The organism is Vibrio sp. V04_P4A5T148 (assembly GCF_963875605.1).
GTDB lineage: Bacteria > Pseudomonadota > Gammaproteobacteria > Enterobacterales > Vibrionaceae > Vibrio > Vibrio anguillarum.
The window spans coordinates 1-19,146 of record NZ_CAWNMS010000016.1 but is presented as its reverse complement, the minus strand read 5'-3'; the positions used below and the strand labels follow the sequence as shown (position 1 = coordinate 19,146).

Sequence of the window (19,146 nt, the reverse complement as noted above, 5' to 3'; positions counted from 1 at the left end):
GCTTAGAGAATAGGAAAGAGTTGAGTGACTTTTTATTTCAACGCGAAGATTTTTTTGTTTCCCAGTGAGTAATAAAGGCCACTGAAGCGATAATGATGGCAGCGCCAAGCCATAATCGCCCGGGTGGTGCCCAGCCAAACACTAACCAACCCGCCAAAACATTCAGTGGCAGCTTCGCGTGATCAAAAGGTTGCACAAAAGACGCATCTGCCACCGCATAGGCTTTAACGATCGCCCATTGAGCCAGTGCCGTCATCGCACCCGCAAAAAGCAATATGAGCCATAGAGTGCCCCCTTGAGGTGTTTGCCAATCTGGTAAAGCGAGCAGTAGATTGAACGGTGTGATCAGTACCAAAAGGTAGACCACCATAGTAGACGGTGAGTCATGGGCAGACAGTTTTTTCACCATCAAAGAGTAACAAGCCCAAAAAAATGCCGCGCCAACAGGCAGCAACGATGCCCAGTTGAAATCGTCAGCCCAAGGTTCAAGGATGATCATCGCCCCGACAAAGCCAGTTAATGTTGCTCCCCAGCGCGCTGTACCCACTTTCTCTTTTAAAAAAAGGCCTGAGCCAATCGTGGCAAACAGAGGAGAGGTCATCAACAGTGCAATACCTTGCCAAATGGGTACGGGATAGGCGAGTGCCCATAACCAGAGTTGTATGCCAATCACAGATAAAAACACACGGAAAATATGCATGCTTAAATGCTCGGTGCGCAGCGAGTAGCGGATCCCTAACGTTGATAAATACGGCAAAATAACGACTAACGCGATGGCATATTGAACCAGCGCCACCGTGGTAGATGACAGGCCATAATTGATACTGGCGACTTGAGCAAGGCTATTGACTATCGCAAAGGCGAGGCCTGCGATTAGCATCCAACTTGCCCCTTGGATTGGGTGGTGAAGTATTTTTGTCATAGAGAAGAGGGTTATAGAAAAAGTCGTTGAATCATACTGACTTATCAGCGTTAAACCAATCTCTGAAATGAATGGAGTGGTTCAATAAATTTGAGCAAGTGTTATCCCTGCTGATTTCCACTTGTCTGAAACGCCAAACATTTTGCGTATGGGCTGTGGTGATGGGATAAAAAAAGCCCCCTAAAAAGAGGGCGAAAGAACATGAACGGCCAGTGCTCTGCCTTAGCACTGAAAAGAAGCACAAACGCTGCCATGTATTTGTACTTATTACATAGCAGGTTGTGTGCCAAATTTAACTTATTGAAAAATAATGAAATTATATTATTTGCTCTATGAGGGATGGTCTAGCCTAGTGCAATGTGTTTCATTGTGGTGCAATGCCGTCAAATAAAAAAGGCCAAGCGAGTGCTTGGCCAAAAGGATGATATCCTTAGGGAGTATATGCGTTCGTATGATTGAAATTAGAAGTTGTAACGTAGGCCTAGGCGAATAGAGTCTTTTGCATCATACGCAGTGCCGAGGTCTTTTTTATCTAGGTTGTTCATTTTGTAGGCAACGTAAGTGTAGATTGATTTATTGAAATCATAACGCCCTGTCAACTCAGCAAAATCACTTTTCGTCGTTGTGACGTTTGCAGTTTCATTTTCCGTTTTTTGATACACCCCAATCAAGCGGAAGTTACTTGTGATTTTGTATTGCGCAGCAAATTCAATCCCGTTGAATTCGCTCTTCGCTTTATCGTCCAAATCCCCTTGTGTATAGGTCAGGCCTAAGTACAAATCGTCCAACGTGTAATTTACACCGGCAATAATTTGATTCGCCGCACCTTGGCCTGTGCCATTATCGTTGCTTGCGTAGCCCAAGCCTAAACCAAGGCCGATAGGTAAGTTATAAATTGCAGAAAGACCAAAGCCATCGGTGTCTTTTTCTTCGCCTGCAATAAAGCTTGCTTTCACATTGAGGGCATCAAATGTAGCTGCGTAGAGGAAGGTGTTGTTGATTTGCTCATTACCTGCGTTGATGAACTCTTTTTGAGCGCCAGTATAAGTACCGATGTCTGACATTTGAGAAATTTGCACGCCAGCCGTATCTTGGCGGCCGACAGAAATAGCACCAAAATCAGCTTGTAAACCTGCAAATAGGTAACGTTGGTTGAAATCAGAATTCTTATCGTTGCTGGCGGAGGAATTAACCGTTTGCTCTGCTTCATAGGTTGCAAAACCTTTCAAAGAGTCAGAGATTTCTGTTGAGCCTGTAATGTTCAAACGCGCACGGCTTTTGTTTTTCATCGTGCCTTCAATTTCTTTGCCTTTGTCATCACCACCGAAATCGCCACGAAATTCTGCACGTCCACCAACTTTAAGCTCATTTCCATCCGCTTTGTAAACGGTCGCAGCAAAAGAAGAACCTGATACCAATGCTGTAAGAATTGCGGTTGCGATTGTTGCTTTTTTCATTTTATTTACCTTATCCATAATCAATGAGCTTCAGTGCTCGAACGGTTTGATGTGAGTAAAGTAGATGTTTTAAATGAATGTTTAATTACTGATTCATGATGTTTACATGTTGTTTTTATTGATGATTTATTAAAGAGAATGTTATGTAGTGATGTTCAAAATAGTCAAGGTGCCATGAATTTTGAGTCGAAGATCTTACTTTTATCTAATGAAGATGCAAATCCATTCACTCGCGCTGTAGATGAGGTAAACTCGACGATCTTAGTCATCTCAAGGAAGAGTATATGTATTCGGTTCGTTTGGATAAACAGAAGATAACCCCGTCTAAAGTGTTGTGTGTTGGAAGGAACTATATTGAACATATTCAAGAGCTTAATAACACAATACCAGAACAAATGGTGGTGTTTAATAAACCCAACACGAGCATCACAACCACTCTATCCTCGTTTCACCAAGAGACGCTTCACTATGAAGCTGAAATTTGTTTTTTGATCAAAAAAGGTCAATATAGCGCGGTTGGTTTGGGGTTAGATCTGACTAAGCGGGTACTGCAATCTCAGCTTAAAGCAAAAGGTTTACCTTGGGAGCGGGCGAAAGCATTTGACGGTTCAGCAGTACTTAGCCGATTTGTGCCACTGCATGGTATCGATATCAATAAGTTGCAGTTAGAGCTATTCATCAACTGTGTTCGGGTTCAGTGCGGCGGTGTAAACCAAATGATCTATTCACCCGCCATCATTTTAGAAGAGCTGAAATCTTACACATCGCTGCGTGATGGTGACGTTGTGATGACCGGAACGCCACAAGGAGTTGGAGAAGTGCATTGTGGCGATCTCTTTTTAGGGCGTCTTAAATGTGGAGAGCAGACCTTAATCGAGATTGAATGGCTAGCGCAATAAAACTGATTTGCGCTATTCGGGCTGCGGTTATTATCAGTATTCACCGCAGCCTCTGTCTTTAATGGGCTAAGAGCGTTAAATTTAGCAAAAAGAAAGTCGCCATGCTGATGATCGTGGTCAGCAGGACATTCTTGGTTTTCCATGCAATCAGTCCCGCTAATGCTGCGGCCCACAAGTAGGGATTATGGCGATCAAGCCAAAGTGTTTGCTCTGGCAGGAACACAATCGGAGCCCAAATAGCAGTTAATACAGCAGGGCTAGAATAAGTGAGTAAGCGCTGGATAACTGGGTTGAGACGCAGCGGTAATTTAGGCTCTAAGAACAGATAACGGCTCATAAAGACCAAAGCGGTCATGGCGAGGATAGAAAGCAGAATCATCGTTGGTTCCTCCTGCTCGAACAGAGTAAAACTTCAGAAACATAACCTGCACACATTGCGCCAATGCTTGCTAGCATTAAGCTACCTTCAACTTGCCAAAGAGTCAGGCTTACCGATAACACTAGGGCACTGATGACAGCAACGAGTATCGGTATGTTTTTAATGTTCGGAATGACAATGGCGATAAAAGTAGCCGCGACTGCAAATTCCAACCCCAACTCGTTTAAAGCGGGGATGTAGCTGCCGGCAATAATGCCGACCAGTGTGGCCAAATTCCAAACTAAATAGAAGCTTAAACCCGCACCAAGCGCGTACCAACGGTTAAACTGTTTTTCATTTTGTTGTCCGCAGACCGCAAACAGCTCATCAGTGAGCAGAAAACCCAGAATTAAACGCCAACGTGTCGGGAGTGGGCTGATTTTGCTGCGCATGGAAACGCTGTAGAGAAAATGGCGAGAAGTGATGAAAAATGTGGTGATCAGCAGAGTCAACAGCCCTGCACCTGTTTTAAACATCCCTGTGGCGACGAGTTGCGCTGATCCTGCAAATAAAACCGCAGAGAGTGCCTGGCTCTCTAATACGGTCAGGCCACTTTCAATCGCAAATGATCCCGCCAATAAGCCCCATGGTAAAACGGCAATACTCAGCGGTAGCATGGCCAGTGCGCCTTGCCCAAAGAGGCGACCTCGAGGTTCTAAATGTATGTGGTTCAATAGTGTGCTATCCATAGTAATTCCTTTGCTGGAAGTGATGAATCTATCAAGCCACAAGGTTGGGTCAAGCGATTGTACAAAATTGCGCATACAACGGTCATCCACTGGAGGGAAAAGATCGTTGTAGTCGCAGGCATTGTTCACCTAAACAGATGAAATAAAAATGCCGCCAACAATGAATTGAAGACGGCCTGTTATTTCGTTGTGCTTGTCCGGCAATGAGCGCTACAAGCTGTGTTGGTGTTCTGCTATGAGCATCGCCATTTGCTCGTCGGCTTTTTTCTCGGCGCTGGCGAAATCTTCTTCTGCTTCGAAGGCTCCGACGACCTCGTAATAGCATTTCAATTTAGGCTCAGTGCCCGACGGGCGCACAATCACTCTCGCTCCGCCTTCCAAGTGATAGGTCAATACATCGCTAGCAGGAAGTTGAATCGCTTGCGTTGTTCCATCGGCAATATAACGTGTGAGTGATTTGAGATCGTCGGTCATGAGCACTTTTCTAGCGGCGATTTCCGTTGGTGGTGTGGCGCGAAGCTTGTCACCGATCGGCGGTGAGTTAGGGTCTAACTTAATGCTACGTTGTGCATTAATGTAAAAACCGTGCTGACGGTAAATGGTTTCGAGTTGATCCCAAATAGTCTTACCTTGGCTGTATAATTCGGCCGCTAGTTGTGCAAATGCCACCATGGCCGAAAGGCCATCTTTATCCCAAACGGTTTGCCCTATGGTGTAACCCAATGCTTCTTCATAGGCGAATAAGAACTGCTGTTCATCGCTTTGTTGTTGCATCGCCACGTTGGTCAACCATTTAAAGCCAGTCAAGGTTTGGTAGTATTTTGCACCTTTTGCCTGCGCAATATTACCGAGTAAACTGGATGAGACGATGGTGTTGCCAACCAACTGCTTTGAGGCATCGGTTTTGGAGAGCAAATAGTCCCCAAATAGTGTGCCAACTTGATCGCCAGTCAGCATTTGGTATTGACCATCCGCGCGTTGTACGGCAACGGCAAATCGGTCGGCATCTGGGTCGTTGGCGCAGGCCAACTGGGCATTTTGGGCATGGGCTAACGCGATAACCATATCCATCGCCCCCGGCTCTTCAGGGTTCGGGAAGTTGACGGTCGGGAAACGGCCATCCGGCTCTCGTTGTTCCTTTACACTGATGACATGGGTAAACCCAGCGTCATGCAGCAAAGTCTCAGCCATCTCAGCGCCGACACCATGCATCGCGGTATACGCAATGGTAAGGCATTGCGGATCAGTGTGGTGGTTTAACAATGGGCTTTGATTGAGGGTACGACGGTAAGTTTGGTAATACTCTTCTGTTAGCCATTGCAAAAGGCCTTGTTGGTGCGCGTTATCTAACGGCATCAGAGAAATAGCTCGCGTTGCCGCTAAGTCGATTTCTGCTGCAATGCCTGAATCGTGAGGAGGAATAATTTGTGCGCCATTTTCCCAGTACACCTTAAAGCCATTATATTCGGGTGGGTTGTGACTGGCGGTGACTACGACAGCGGCGGCGGCATTAAAGTGTTTTACCCCAAAAGCGACTACTGGGGTCGGTGCCACTTTATGCGTGAGATACACTTTGATCCCCAGCGCGGCGAGTACTGAGGCGGTATCATGTGCAAATTGCTGAGAATCTGGCCGGCCATCATAGCCAATCACCACCCCACGTGTTTTGGCATTGCTGACTTGTTGAATGAGGTAGTGCCCTAAACCCGTCGCCGTTTCTTGAATTACCAGGCGGTTCATACGATTAGGGCCGCATCCCACCATGCCGCGTAAACCTGCGGTGCCGAACTCAAGGCGTGATTGAAAGCGAGCTTTTATCTCATCTAACTGATGCTGATCGACTAGTGCTTGTAGTTCTTGGCGAGTTTTAGGATCGGGATCTTTTTCTAACCATTCGGAAACGTGTTGCATCATGGTTTCACCTTCTTACATTCATGTTGAATTAATTCTAACTGATATTCATTCTCAATAATGGGGGCGCAATCGCTAAACATCGTTCTTATTTTGTTTCTCATCACGTGTTGCTTCTCTTTGATTGGTTGCGCAACTGACGCTGACAAATTCCGTGTTATCTAGTTAGAGTGATGAAGCGAGAGATGGCGTAAACTGCGTAGCTCGAGCCGCCTAAACAATAAAGAGAGGCTTAAACATAAACCCAAGTATGCACCGCCCACTAACAACCATATTTCAAAAATAAGCCCAGAAGAGTTAGCGATTTCTGTGCCAACAAACGTCATTTCTTGAATTGAAATTAGCGATACAATCGAAGAATCTTTGACCAAAGAAATCGCTTGCCCAGCTAAAGCCGGCGTGATCGCCGCCAATACTTGAGGGGCAATGACGTATCGGTATTTTACCCATCGAGACAGCCCTAAAGAGTGCGCTGCTTCCCATTGACCTTGAGCGATTCCGGCCAAACCTGAACGAACAACTTCAGCGATGTAGGCCGATGAAAGCATCCCAATACACACAATTCCAGAGAACAAATTTTCCCATAGATGAGAAGGACCAAACAGCCAATGCTGAATGACATTGGTTGGCTCATGGTGTTCCCGTAGTAGGTTTTCTAGGCCCAACAACGGGATCAGTTGATTGGAGACAAAAAAATAAAAAATGAACACGAAAACCAGCGGCGGAATGTTCCTAACTAATTGCACAAAAGCGTTAGCCGGAATTCTGAACCACGAAAACTGAGAGTGGCGTGCTACGCCAAGCAGTGTGCCTAACACAAGGGCCAGCACCATCGCCCAGACACTTAAGCGCAAAGTAGCAACTAACCCCTGAAAGAAATAAGGGATAGCACCATGGCTCGTTGGGGTGAAAATCAGAGCAAAAGCTTCTTGCCAACGCCAATTATAATTCACCCCAAGCTCGGCTCGGTGCGTTAACCAAATAACAAAGCCTAACAGTGCTACGAGTAACGCATAATCGAGCTTATTGAGCGATAATTGTAGCCATGGTTTAAGGTTCCGTTTTTCATACAGCACAGTTTTTGTTCTATTCACATCCGCCCCTCAGGCTATTGCCCTGAGACGATTTGGTTTTGCCAATCTAGCGTTGAGAACCAATATTCGTAGCGTTCACTTAACCAGCCGTCATTGGTTCGTTCAATAATCCATTGATCAAAAAAGGCTTTTTTGTCCTCTTCACCTAAGCGAACGGCAAACGCTTCGTTTCCTTTGGACAACCGTTCATTGAAAGGAATGAACAGTTTGTCACTGTGTTTCACTGTTTCATGTTCAGGTTTAGGGCTTGACGCAATCACGGCGTGTGCTTGGCCGTTTAATACTTCTTGAAAGGCTTGTGCATCGTCATCAAATTGCAGAATTTTGGCTTTGGGGAAGGTTTCACGAGCGACTTGAACGGTAAATGCTCCGCGTCGCGCAGCGATAGTCACTCGACGAGAGTTGAAGTCTTCAATGGTGGAGAATCCTTTAGCGAGTGACTGATTAGCGGCAAGTTGTACTCCTGAATGTGAATAGGGGGTGGTAAAGAGTACGCTTTTCGAGCGCTCAGGAGTGATGGACATGCCACCGATAATGACATCAAATTTCTGTGCTAAGAGTGCTGGAATAATACCATCCCACGCGGTAGGTACAAATTCCACTTTCCAACCTGAATCTTCAGCAAGACGTTTGGCAACATCAATTTCAAAGCCAATTAGGTCGCCTTGCTTGTCGCGCATTGCCCAAGGCACAAACGTAGACATACCCACACGCAATGTGCCTCGTTCAGTGATTTTATGAAGGCTAGGCGTTTCACTGGCAAAGGCGGGTATGGAAATGGTTATCCCTAGTAACATGGTCAACCCGAGCGATAGAGCGGCGATAGCCTTCAATCCAGCGCGTTGCCACGCTTTTGGTGCAGATTGCTGCATGATGTTCTCCTTTTAAGGATGATTATTGAGCGCGCCATTGCGCCCCGAGTTTGTGTTCTAACCATGCTGAAAACCCTGATAAAGAAAGAGTTAACAGTAAATAAATTGCAGCGACGGTAAACCATATTTCAAATGGCATCGCCGTTTCTGAGACAATATTTCTACCTTGAGTGGTTAAGTCAAAAATAGCCATCACACTGACGATAGACGAGTTTTTAATTAATGACACGACTTCATTGGTCAGTGGAGGTAATGTACGTTGGATAAGTTGCGGTAAGATCACATCAACATAGGTATAAAAACGAGAAAGCCCTAATGTTCGTGCCGCTTCAAACTGTCCCTTCGGAATGCTGTTTAAACCACCACGAAACACTTCGGCAGTATAAGCGCCTTGAAACAGTGCCAAAGCTAAAATGGCGGTAGAGAAGCGATCTAAGCCCAGCACTGGGCCAAACACAAAATAGAGCAGGTATATCTGCACCAGTAGCGGCGTGTTGCGGATAAGCTCAATATAAATATTGGCCAACCAACGCCCTACCACAGAATTGGAAAGCTTCAACAAAGCGGTTGTTAAGCCAATGACTAGCGTAAAAAATAGGCTGACCGTTGAGATTTGTACCGTGACGGCTAACCCTTCGAGCAGTTCCGCGGGCCACCATTCCCCCTCGTCGTAAAAAGCGATGAAATCAGGCACACGATGCCATTGCCACTGGTAACCCATAGCATGTGCGCCAGAATCAAGTAGCCATACCATCCCCGCAAGCAATAGAACTATCTGTACTAGAGCGGAGAAGATCGGTTTTATCAGTACTTTTATCATCAATGGCTCAATATTTGGTTGAGAAACTGTTGAGTTCTTGGGTGTTTTGGCTGACGAAATATCTCTTCCGGCGTAGCGATCTCGAGAATTCTTCCTTCATCCATAAAAATGATGCGATCCGCTACTTTTCGGGCAAAACCCATTTCATGAGTGACGCACATCATGGTGATGCCATCTTGAGCAAGATCTACCATGACATCCAGTACCTCCTGGATGGTTTCAGGATCGAGAGCTGAAGTGGGTTCATCAAACAATAAAATTTCTGGTTGCATACAGAGTGAGCGTGCAATGGCAACACGCTGTTGCTGACCGCCAGATAATTGCACCGGATATTTGTCAGCTTGGTCAAGAATATTCACTCGCTGTAAAAAATGGCTCGCTCTTTGTCTTGCGGCTTGCTTACTCAATTTCAGTGTACGAATTGGAGCTAAAATAAGGTTTTCAATCACCGTCAAGTGAGGGAAAAGGTTGAAATGCTGGAAAACCATACCGATTTTTCCCGCAGGCTGTGTGATGTCGGAATGGTTAGATTTCAGGGTGATCTTGCCCGCGGTGATAGCTTCTAACCCATTGACCGTTCGGATTAATGTTGATTTTCCTGAGCCTGAAGGGCCACAAACGACTAAGATTTCCCCTCGACGAACCTGAAGAGTAATGTCTTTCAAAGCGTGAAAATTATTGTACCACTTGTTTACTTTTTCAAACTCTATCGCATTCATGGTTGAATATCTTGTTGCTATTTTGTTATCACCTACCTTAGCAATATCAACGAGATAATGCACCTACGAAGCTCATATTAGCGTTAATTTGTGGGTTCCAGCCTAAAGGTGTAACTATTTTTTTACGCAGTGATGATTTTGTAAAAAAGTGGCCAATATTGCCTTTTGTTGAAAATAATGATTGAAGTTGTGGTTTTTAGTAGATAAGTTACAGGGGAGAGCCGAAAGCAAGGCTGCGTATAGATCCAACCTGTCCGTTGTTCGGTAGGCAGTAGAAAAGAATAAGGAAGAAGTAAGCAATGTTTCAGACTGATGATGTAAAAATTAAACGAGTTAAAGAGTTATTACCTCCTGTTGCGGTTCTAGAAAAGTTTCCGGCAACAGAAGTTGCTGCTTCAACCACATTTCAGGCTCGTGAAGCCATTCACAATATTCTACAAGATAAAGATGACCGTTTGTTGGTGATCATTGGCCCATGTTCAATTCATGATCCTCAAGCGGCTGTTGAATATGGAAAACGTCTTAAAGTGTTACGTGATGAACTAGGTGATCGCCTTGAAATTGTCATGCGTGTCTATTTTGAAAAACCTCGTACGACCGTCGGATGGAAAGGGCTCATTAACGACCCTTATTTAAATGATACCTATAAAATTAACGATGGTTTACGCATGGCGCGTAAGTTACTGCTTGATTTGACCGATATGGGGATGCCAACAGCGAGCGAATTTTTGGATATGATCACACCGCAGTATGTGGCTGACCTTATCAGTTGGGGTGCTATTGGTGCTCGTACAACAGAATCTCAAGTTCACCGTGAGCTCGCATCGGGTCTATCTTGTCCGGTTGGGTTTAAAAATGGGACAGATGGCAATATCAAAATCGCTTCTGATGCGATTCGCTCTGCCAGTGCATCGCACCATTTCTTGTCGGTCACTAAGTATGGTCATTCGGCCATCATTCAAACGGCAGGCAACCCTGATTGCCATATCATTCTACGAGGTGGTAAAGAGCCAAACTACAACGCTCAACATGTCGCGGCTATCAAGCAGGAACTAGAAATCTCCGGTTTACCACAAAAAGTGATGATTGACTTTAGCCACGCAAACAGCTCTAAACAGTACCAGCGTCAACTTGTGGTATCACAAGATGTGAGCGAGCAGATTGCATCGGGTGAACATGCTATTTTTGGTGTGATGATTGAGTCTCATCTCGTTGAAGGACGTCAGGATCTCGTGGATGGTTGTGCGGCCACTTATGGTCAATCGATTACGGATGCATGTATTGGCTGGGATGATACTGAAGTGGTATTGCGTCAGTTGGCTGGTGCCGTAGAGGCGCGTCGCGCACGCTAAATATGGCGTCACTCTATAATATAAAGTATCAACAGAGCTCCCGATTTGGGGGCTTTTCTATTTAGGCTTAGACTCAGCCCTGATCGCGTCACTTTAAGCACTATGGTTGTGAAAAGTGCTCAGATAATGCTGAACGACGATTTTTACTTGGGTCGCCGTTTTCATCGTTTTCCACCGTGCTTTCATAGCCTTGTTTGATAAAGCGTTGTAAAGGCATGACAGGTTCAATGCGCTTGAGTTGGGGGGAGTTTGTTGTCCCAGCAAGTTGGTAAATGGTCACGCCACTACCAGTGTTAATCACAATTTTATCCCCATCATATTCAAACTGAGTGCTGACTAAGCGATTATTTCGAAACACGCCATTTGAATTGAGAGTTAGAACCTCAGTGCTATAGCTGGGTGTACCGATTTCGATCCATGAACCATAGACATTTTTGGGGCTTGTATACTCTTGATAGCTCACTAAAAGTAAAGTGGCAAAACCAGCTGCGATAGTGAACAGCACTATCCAAAAAACACTTTTTAATACCCACTTTTTTTTCATAGGGTGACCTGAAGAGGCTTTATTTGCATGCGTGAAACCCTTAACTGCCATTCCCACTCCATAACGTAAGCAATCAGCGACTAGTACCGGTAAGGCTAACCAATTAAAACAAGGTTAGAGAGTGGAATATGTCGTGTGGTTTAGCAAATGTCACACCGGAAAATATGATCTTTTTTCCAAAACTAGTACTAATGGATGACAAGATGAACATTGCACCATGAATTTTGTTGACTTACCGATCAGTATAGGTCGCGTTTCACTATTTGTTTAATCCCAATTGCCACTTGTGTATTTTTACGATTTCAGATAAAACGGCTTACAAACGTGTTATTCACCATATTTTGGTGGTTTATTTTACAAGGAAGAGAAATGATCAAAGAAAACACATACTTCGATGGGGCGGTTAAATCTTTAGGTTTTGCTCACCAAAGTGGTGACAGTTCGGTGGGCGTAATGGCTTCTGGCGAATACACCTTTGGCACGGCGGCTCCTGAGCGTATGACAGTCATCAAAGGTTCGTTAACGATAAAGCGTTTAGGGGATGAACATTGGTCTACATTTAAAGCGAATGAATCTTTTGAAGTCGCTGAGAATTCGTCCTTTGATTTGAAAGTTGCCGAAGCAACAGCTTATTTGTGCGAATATTTGTAGTTGAAATAGGGCTTAAAAGCCCTATTTCTTATTGAGCTGTTAAGCCAAATTTTGCATAGATGGCTTCGATCCTTCCACTTTTTACCATTTCAGACAGAGCGTTTTGTAATGCATCCGCTTGTGGATGGCTTTTAGGCATACCGTAATAGTTGCCGATAGTGTTTGGATAGTAGTAGGTTGCTACTTGGTAGTTACTAAAATTGATTGTTTTTAATTCCACTTCTAGCGCAGGTAAATCCAATACGATAACGGTATCTATTCTCTTTGCCTCTAGCATTCTTGCTAGGTTGAAGTCATCATTAACAACCGTTCTATTTATCTCTTTGTCTTGATCAAACGCTTCGAAATAAGCGGTACCTCTTTTCACACCGACATTCAGCTCTCGTAAATCTTGATAATTGTTGATTGCTGGCCCATCACTGCGAGTGACAAAAACAATATTCCGTGTTTGCTCACTTATAGGACCGATAAAGCGAACAAATGCTTCTCTGTCTGCTGTTCGTATGACACGTGGAACAATGTCAACAGTACCATTTTCTAAAGTAGCAAGGCTGCGAGGAAATGGAATGTTTCGCCACTCGATATCGAAGCCTATATTTTTTGCTGCTTCTTCAATGATTTCCTTTAATGGACCGCTGATTTTTTGACCATCTGGACTGATCACCATTTCTGGTGGTCGATGCCTAAAATCAGCTTTAAGGGTGTTAGCAAAAAGCGTTGAGCTGATCAGCACTGCTGCCAATGAAATGAGAATATTTCTAGTCAATACCCACATATTTCGTGCCTCTCGTCAAATTTACTACTTGAGTATAGGCAAACTTTCTGAGAACCCCAAAATGACACTTAAGATCAGCCGGATGGCTACCCTATGATTAATACTGTTCAAACAGACCTGAGTTGTAGTCTTTAATTGCTTGTTCTATCTCAGAAAATGAGTTCATTACAAACGGCCCATAATGCACTACAGGTTCATCAATGGGTTGCCCCATTAGCAACAATACTCCGCTCGTATCATTGGCTTTTAATGTTAAGAACTCACCTTTTGAGAGCAACGCTAGCTCGCCTTGCTTCAACACTTTACTGCCTAGCTGTGCATTGCTTTTGTAGGTAAATGCCATGACATTAAAGTGATTTGGAGTGGCGATCTCTAATTGGCTACCCGGTGTTGCTTGCCAGTCGGCTACACTCAATTTAACGCCCGTTTTTGTTAATGGGCCAGTTACTATCTGGTTGCCACAAGTGACATCACCCGCAAGTACTTTCAGCAGGCCAGCCTCTTGGGAGTGGTATTCGGTAATGGTTTCGGGTTGAAAGTCGTGGTATTGCGCTGGCGCCATTTTTTGGCTAGCAGGCTGATTGATCCAAATCTGAAAACCGTGCAACTGACCTTCAGTCATGATTGGCATCTCGCTATGAATAACACCTCTTCCTGCGGCCATCCATTGGGCACCACCAGAGCGTAATTCACCGACATTACCCATATGATCTTGATGTTGGAAATGCCCATTTAGCATATAAGTGAGAGTTTCGATTCCTCGGTGTGGATGAGGAGGGAATCCGCCAATATAATCGGCTTTTTGATCAGATTTAAATTCATCGAGCATTAAAAATGGTGAAAAATTAGCGTTATTAAAGCCAGCAACACGGCTAATTTTTACGCCATCTCCATCCGAAGTGGGTTGTGCGGGGATTATCTGTTTTATTTCACGTTGCGTTAGCATAATGATTCTCCTTGTCGGTATAACATCAGTCTAAGACAAGGTGCTGATAAAGAAGAGCGCTGTGTTTTGAAGGTCTTCGTCGAGAAATTCGAACATATCTTGAGGGGGGCTATAATTAAAGTAGGTTGGATCACGAGGAGGATGCCCAATGTCTATGTTACCCAAACATGAAGATCAGAATCCGCATTATGATCCCAAAGAGGATTTTACGCTTGAGCAGATGCACCGATTTACCAAGGTGGCTAATCAAGCGCAGAAAAATCGCGATACGCTTGAACAGCTCAGTGATAAAGACGTTTCCATTGTTGAAGCAGCAAGGCGTGCGGCAATGAGGCCAGTGATTCACCCTAAACCAAATAAACCTAATACAGCACGCTACGCCGCATGGATGGTGGTGGTATGTGCAGTAGGTTTGTGGATTATGTATATGACTCGCTAGCTTTCTTTATTGGTGTCACTGTTGCTGAATGGGTTGCAGTAGATGCGTCAGTATGGTCAAGTGAAATATGTTGGTAATACTGATATTGATTTTTGCCGTTGTGTTTTGCTGCGTACATCGCTTTGTCTGCGCACCGAGTCAGCTCGGCCAAGTTATCAGCATCAGAAGGAAACAAAGCAGCGCCGATGCTGACGGTGAGGTTATTGATCATTTCTGACCCTTGATATTTATCCTCAAACAGATAACAAATCCGGTTGAGAACGCCATCCAAATCCTTAACCGTTTTGATATCGTAAAGTAGTAGCACGAACTCATCTCCGGCAAATCTCGCGATGGAGTAATCGTGTTTATCGGTCTTCCGGTCTTTATTTCGGACGTTGTTTTTTAAACGATTGGCGAAATACTGCAAGACTCGATCCCCGACCTCATGTCCGTAGCTGTCATTAATGGACTTGAAATTATCAATGTCTAGAAAGACGAGTGCGGTGATGGTTTTTTTATCAGTCTGCTGGGAGAGTTTTTCACGTGCCCAAGTTTCGAAACTCCAACGATTGGCGAGCCCAGTCAGTTGGTCGGTGTAGGCAAGGTCTTCAATTCCCTCTTGATAAAGATGCTGGATATAGCAAACCGCTTTGTTGTAGTAGTAAGAGGAAATATGACACATGCAACAGAGTGCGATGAGACTGAGAAAAAACCGATCTATGGGGAGATATTGAGGAAGAATATCGGCACCGGAGAGTTGTACTGAGACGCCAATTAGCATAAAGAAACTACAGCTAAAAACTAAGCCTATTCGAAAGTCATTAATGAAGATCACCGCCGCAATAATTGGAAACAACCACAGCACATTGCCGACCATATGCTGTCCATATAGTAGTAATATGACCCCTTTTGTTAACAAGATGGCACTGAGGAATAAATCGGCATAGGAGGTGTTATCAGAGTGATGGTAGAAATAAAGGTAATTAGAGGCAATGGCGATCAAGCATAATAAATTAAAAATGCTCAGGTAATATTGCTGTTCAAGAAAATGAAGAATGCCATAAAAGGCGAAAAGTAGCACAGACACAAATGAGCATAAGGCAACGACCCTACGCTTGCGTGACGCTCGCATATTGGCCATCTCTTCTAAATGTCTACCTACCAGTTCAGTCATACTCGATCTCGATGCTATCCTAAAGTATTAGATACCTAGTTAAGTCTAGAATAAATAACAGAGTTTTGCGGACGAAGTGCATGGAGTAAGTTGAAAAATACAATGGCTAATCATTTGGCGTTTTCGTTAAGTCATTAGGCTATTAATAATCGGTGATCAATGGTCTTATAACTTATTGTATTATCAGCATGTTTTGTCGATTATTTTAACGTTGTCCAAATAAGCCATTATTTAAGCCATTATTTTTTTATAAAAAAATGAATATAAGCAAGTGTGGATATAGCAAAAAAATCTAAGCCTTCCTGTAGTTACATTACAAATTTAGTTACATCGCAAATTCTTTTTTGATCCAGCTTCTCAACACTAAGATACTCTCTTGTTTCAGTTGCTCTTTGGCACAAACGAAGTAGTAGTCTTGATAGGGATTAGTCACTGCGGAACCGAGTTCATGTAGTAGGCCTAACTTGATGTCATCTTTTACAAAGAGCCGATGGGTAACGAAAATACCTAATTGGCGGATAGTTGCTTGTACGGCTTGTGCTGAAGAAACAAATGATAGGTTTTTGCGACTTTCTGGCATGCTAAGTTGATAAGCATCGCACCAAATTTGCCAGTCTTTTTTGCGGCGCTCGTTCACAGCGATAATCGCTGGGTGGCATTTAAGTATGGATGAAAGCGTCTGCTTATCACCTTGCTTTATGAGGTCAGGTTTTATGAGTTCAGGGCTGCATACCAGCACCAATTCATCTTCGGCAAGTTTCTCACAATAGTAGTCTTGCCACTCATCTTGTTTACCATGAACAATCGCGATATCAACGTTCTCTGATGTTAGAGAAAAAGTGCCTGTTAAACTCGATATTCTCACGTCTATATGTGGCGCATGCTCTTGAAAGCGGTTAACTCGTGGTATCCACCAGTGCAGCGCTAATGAGTTGACCATGTTGAGTGTCAGTCGGTTATGGCGCTCATCTCTCATAAGCACTTCAGTTGCTTCAACGATTTGCTCCAAAGCAGGCGCAATTCTCCGATAGTATTTTTGACCAGCATTATTGAGTACGACGTGACGCCCAACGCGATTGAATAGCGGCTGGTTTAGCTGGTTCTCTAATGCTTTTATTGATTGACTGATGGCTGAATGACTAACATTAAGATGCTTTGCTGCATCTGTCATGCTGCCTGTTTCTGCTACGGCAATAAATGAGTAGAGTGACTTGAGCGGAGGTAGTTTTCGCATTGGTAAGTTTCTCTTACAGGTTTGGTTAATATTACTCGTTATTTTTCCTTTCGTCATTGTTCTATGATGGCTGTACTAGAGGAGAGTTGTATGAACCCACGAATTTTGGCCCCATTATTTATGTTGTCCTCCACATTTAGCTTGTCATTGACAGGGCTACTGTCTAAGTTTCTTGCACATGAGATACCGCTACAAAGTCTCAGTTTTCTCCGATTTTTAGTCCCCGCGCTTATATTGTTGGGAGTAATGAGCTTGACTCATTTCCGTTTTCCTCCCAAAGGTATGAAACGGGCTCTGTGGGTTCGCTCAGTATGCATTGCAGGCTGTCAGCTCTGTTTTATTTACTCACTTCAGCACCTTTCTTTGGTGGAAAGTGTCGTATTGTTCAGCACTGGTCCACTGTTTATTCCTTTGTTAGAAAAATTAATATTTGGTGTAGTGATGAAAGCTGGCACGGTTGTGAGCTTGGCCATTACATTTATCGGGGTGTTACTGCTGGCTGGCGATGTTTCGGGCATCCATTTACGGATGGAGTTATTGGTCGGTTTACTTGCGGGAGCGCTGAATGCGGGATCGCAGTTAAGCTTATATCGAGCGACGAAAAGTAATATGCGATCTATTGATATCAATGCTTGGACGTTTGTGTGTGCATCAATCTTATTACTGCCTTTGTTATTTCTTCCTACCGTAGACGCGAATGTACTTCAACAAACCTGGGGCAGCTTGCAGCAGTTAGCTGTGGTTATTGCCTTGAGCGGAGTCTCTATATTAGTCATTAACACTCAAATTTTTCGAGCCAAAGCCTACCGTCTGGCACACTCTGGCTCGCAGCTCGCTCCGTTAATTTTTACCAATTTGCTTTTTACCGCTTTATGGCAACAGTTGTTTTTTAATGTGCAGTACTTGCCAACACAAATGGTAGGATTGGGCTTGATTGTGATGGCAACTTTTACCGGAATTCTTATCCCGAAGCTATTTAAATCCTCAGTATCGTCAAACCAGCTTAAATCAGCTTAACCCGCTTATTGCTACTGTCTGATGAGCCCATAAGGCAGGCTAGAAAATACCTTAGGATTATTTTTCACTGTGGGCGCTTGGTTGGTTTTCTGCCAGTCAAGTAACATAATGGCAAGTACATTGCGGTGCTCTCCGTCGGCAAGGTCAAACACACCTGAGGTAGAGGGGATCATCCCTTTCTTTTTATCAATCGCTTGTTGAATTGCGAGGCGAGTTTTTTCTACAACAGGATCCTTTTCTAAACCTGCGAGTAGAAAAGTGATCCCAACTTCAGCAACCACATCTTCCTTAGCTCTTAGCAAAATGGTATCGATATTATTGCGAAAGTAGTCGAAGATCCATTGATGCTGCTGCTCTTTAATGGGATTTTGATAGTATTCCGAATCGGCAAAAATAATGTGTGTCATGCCATACAGCTTATTGCCATATTGTTGCGCGGAGAGTGCTTTATCAGCAGAATCTGGGTATATTTTCCTAAAGCTATCAATGAACGGTTGTACGACATCTTGTTCACCTAACTGGCGTAACCAATAGACTTGGTTAGCAAGTTGTGCGGCCCACGCTTTAATCATTTCTTCATCAGTGGCGTACTTAGTAAAATCATAACGATGGATCACTTGGCGCAAAAGCTGATCTTCTTTATGTTTCAAACCATATTCGTTGGCACGGGCCATAGAGCCTAATAGGTCGACGCCTAAGTAGAGGTATTCTGGCATATGTTTAGTGGCGATATAGCGTAATTGGCTGCGTTCATCTTCGTCATCGAGGTATCCAGCCAAACGTTGCTCAGAGTAGAGAAAAACCTGTTCAGCAGTTGAAACTTCTGCGGAAAATTGATTAAGTCGGCTTGCTACGCGAGCAAGATCACTCCACACCGCTGCTGAATATTTAGGATCTAGAGTTTGGCGATACATCCGTAACCCATAGTGCCCCTCTTTGAATGCCGGCAATGTGAAAAGTTGCTCTTCATAGGTTTGACGAATAAGCTCCGCAGATTCAGAAAAAGTGTTATTCGTTGTTGACGCCGGCTCTGCATAGCCAGAGGCAGGCAACCACAATGTAATAGCTAATCCCAGAAATAGGCCACTCTTTTTTAATAACATGATGAAAACACACCTCTAAGCTAATATTCATAATAATATTAGCATTTCATAGATTTATTATTGTTGGTGATGTGTCAAGTGTGCGTAAAATGACCGCTTTGAGCCGTCGTTAGGATAATGCATTTAGC

The 19,146-nt window shown here is 44.0% G+C and carries 20 protein-coding genes; 5 read left to right on the top strand and 15 right to left on the bottom strand.

All coding sequences use genetic code 11. From position 1 onward, the window contains the following. Window positions 1-37 precede the first annotated feature (37 nt). Both AACT18_RS00660 and AACT18_RS00655 read right to left on the bottom strand, forming a co-directional pair. Window positions 38-922 carry a DMT family transporter gene (locus AACT18_RS00660; protein WP_094124592.1) on the bottom strand — a complete coding sequence of 295 codons (885 nt, stop codon included), beginning with the start codon at window positions 920-922 and terminating at the stop codon, window positions 38-40. A gap of 461 nt (window positions 923-1,383) precedes the next feature. Then, entirely contained in the window at window positions 1,384-2,379 is a 996-nt protein-coding gene (locus AACT18_RS00655) for a porin (protein ID WP_026027939.1), read from the bottom strand. Window positions 2,380-2,663: 284 nt separating this feature from the next. Here AACT18_RS00655 and AACT18_RS00650 point away from each other — a divergent pair, with 284 nt between their 5' ends. Further along, window positions 2,664-3,278 carry a fumarylacetoacetate hydrolase family protein gene (locus AACT18_RS00650; RefSeq protein WP_013868096.1) on the top strand — a complete coding sequence of 205 codons (615 nt, stop codon included), beginning with the start codon at window positions 2,664-2,666 and terminating at the stop codon, window positions 3,276-3,278. Between the two features lie 58 nt (window positions 3,279-3,336). On the opposite strand, the gene AACT18_RS00645 is transcribed toward AACT18_RS00650, so the two are convergent. From AACT18_RS00645 to AACT18_RS00615, 7 genes are all read right to left on the bottom strand, one after another. After that, window positions 3,337-3,657 carry an AzlD domain-containing protein gene (locus AACT18_RS00645; RefSeq protein ID WP_013868095.1) on the bottom strand — a complete coding sequence of 107 codons (321 nt, stop codon included), beginning with the start codon at window positions 3,655-3,657 and terminating at the stop codon, window positions 3,337-3,339. Further along, window positions 3,654-4,385 (bottom strand): AzlC family ABC transporter permease, encoded by a 732-nt coding sequence (locus AACT18_RS00640; protein WP_094125383.1) that lies wholly within the window; start codon window positions 4,383-4,385, stop codon window positions 3,654-3,656. The genes AACT18_RS00645 and AACT18_RS00640 overlap by 4 nt, the downstream gene beginning before the upstream one ends. 210 nt (window positions 4,386-4,595) lie before the next feature. Further along, a complete protein-coding gene (locus tag AACT18_RS00635) occupies window positions 4,596-6,299 on the bottom strand; it encodes a phospho-sugar mutase (protein WP_094125384.1) in 1,704 nt (567 codons plus the stop codon). Between the two features lie 158 nt (window positions 6,300-6,457). After that, a complete protein-coding gene (locus AACT18_RS00630) occupies window positions 6,458-7,372 on the bottom strand; it encodes an amino acid ABC transporter permease (RefSeq protein ID WP_170889390.1) in 915 nt (304 codons plus the stop codon). 32 nt (window positions 7,373-7,404) lie between these two features. Then, on the bottom strand, window positions 7,405-8,187 hold the full coding sequence (locus tag AACT18_RS00625) for a transporter substrate-binding domain-containing protein (RefSeq protein ID WP_176428325.1): 783 nt from the start codon (window positions 8,185-8,187) through the stop codon (window positions 7,405-7,407). A gap of 97 nt (window positions 8,188-8,284) precedes the next feature. Next, a complete protein-coding gene (locus AACT18_RS00620) occupies window positions 8,285-9,082 on the bottom strand; it encodes an amino acid ABC transporter permease (RefSeq protein WP_026027335.1) in 798 nt (265 codons plus the stop codon). Further along, window positions 9,082-9,801 (bottom strand): amino acid ABC transporter ATP-binding protein, encoded by a 720-nt coding sequence (locus AACT18_RS00615; protein WP_094124674.1) that lies wholly within the window; start codon window positions 9,799-9,801, stop codon window positions 9,082-9,084. Before AACT18_RS00615 ends, AACT18_RS00620 begins: the two co-directional genes overlap by 1 nt. 299 nt (window positions 9,802-10,100) lie before the next feature. Here AACT18_RS00615 and aroG point away from each other — a divergent pair, with 299 nt between their 5' ends. After that, window positions 10,101-11,153 (top strand): 3-deoxy-7-phosphoheptulonate synthase AroG, encoded by a 1,053-nt coding sequence (gene aroG / locus AACT18_RS00610; RefSeq protein WP_094143250.1) that lies wholly within the window; start codon window positions 10,101-10,103, stop codon window positions 11,151-11,153. Window positions 11,154-11,253: 100 nt separating this feature from the next. Here the strand turns inward: aroG and AACT18_RS00605 are convergent, their stop codons facing one another. Continuing rightward, window positions 11,254-11,697 (bottom strand): DUF2850 domain-containing protein, encoded by a 444-nt coding sequence (locus tag AACT18_RS00605; protein WP_170889392.1) that lies wholly within the window; start codon window positions 11,695-11,697, stop codon window positions 11,254-11,256. A gap of 369 nt (window positions 11,698-12,066) precedes the next feature. Between AACT18_RS00605 and ppnP the strand changes: the two genes are divergently transcribed. Then, window positions 12,067-12,348: a pyrimidine/purine nucleoside phosphorylase gene (ppnP, locus tag AACT18_RS00600; RefSeq protein WP_161439664.1), complete on the top strand. Its 282-nt coding sequence runs from the start codon at window positions 12,067-12,069 to the stop codon at window positions 12,346-12,348. 28 nt (window positions 12,349-12,376) lie between these two features. On the opposite strand, the gene AACT18_RS00595 is transcribed toward ppnP, so the two are convergent. After that, window positions 12,377-13,123 carry a substrate-binding periplasmic protein gene (locus AACT18_RS00595; RefSeq protein WP_013868084.1) on the bottom strand — a complete coding sequence of 249 codons (747 nt, stop codon included), beginning with the start codon at window positions 13,121-13,123 and terminating at the stop codon, window positions 12,377-12,379. A gap of 97 nt (window positions 13,124-13,220) precedes the next feature. After that, complete coding sequence (locus tag AACT18_RS00590; RefSeq protein ID WP_094125096.1) at window positions 13,221-14,069, bottom strand: pirin family protein; 849 nt, start codon at window positions 14,067-14,069, stop codon at window positions 13,221-13,223. Window positions 14,070-14,217: 148 nt separating this feature from the next. Between AACT18_RS00590 and AACT18_RS00585 the strand changes: the two genes are divergently transcribed. Continuing rightward, on the top strand, window positions 14,218-14,508 hold the full coding sequence (locus tag AACT18_RS00585) for a hypothetical protein (protein WP_013868082.1): 291 nt from the start codon (window positions 14,218-14,220) through the stop codon (window positions 14,506-14,508). Here the strand turns inward: AACT18_RS00585 and AACT18_RS00580 are convergent. Both AACT18_RS00580 and AACT18_RS00575 read right to left on the bottom strand, forming a co-directional pair. Then, the gene (locus AACT18_RS00580) at window positions 14,489-15,664 is read right to left on the bottom strand and encodes a GGDEF domain-containing protein (RefSeq protein WP_094125097.1); all 1,176 of its coding nucleotides are present in this window, start codon (window positions 15,662-15,664) and stop codon (window positions 14,489-14,491) included. The two genes, AACT18_RS00585 and AACT18_RS00580, sit on opposite strands and share 20 nt — an antisense overlap. 325 nt (window positions 15,665-15,989) lie before the next feature. Further along, the gene (locus tag AACT18_RS00575) at window positions 15,990-16,898 is read right to left on the bottom strand and encodes a LysR substrate-binding domain-containing protein (protein WP_094124621.1); all 909 of its coding nucleotides are present in this window, start codon (window positions 16,896-16,898) and stop codon (window positions 15,990-15,992) included. Window positions 16,899-16,988: 90 nt separating this feature from the next. Between AACT18_RS00575 and AACT18_RS00570 the strand changes: the two genes are divergently transcribed. Beyond that, window positions 16,989-17,915: a DMT family transporter gene (locus tag AACT18_RS00570; RefSeq protein ID WP_013868079.1), complete on the top strand. Its 927-nt coding sequence runs from the start codon at window positions 16,989-16,991 to the stop codon at window positions 17,913-17,915. A gap of 11 nt (window positions 17,916-17,926) precedes the next feature. Here the strand turns inward: AACT18_RS00570 and AACT18_RS00565 are convergent, their stop codons facing one another. Next, a complete protein-coding gene (locus tag AACT18_RS00565; protein ID WP_094143252.1) occupies window positions 17,927-19,018 on the bottom strand; it encodes a DUF3541 domain-containing protein in 1,092 nt (363 codons plus the stop codon). Window positions 19,019-19,146: the final 128 nt, after the last annotated feature.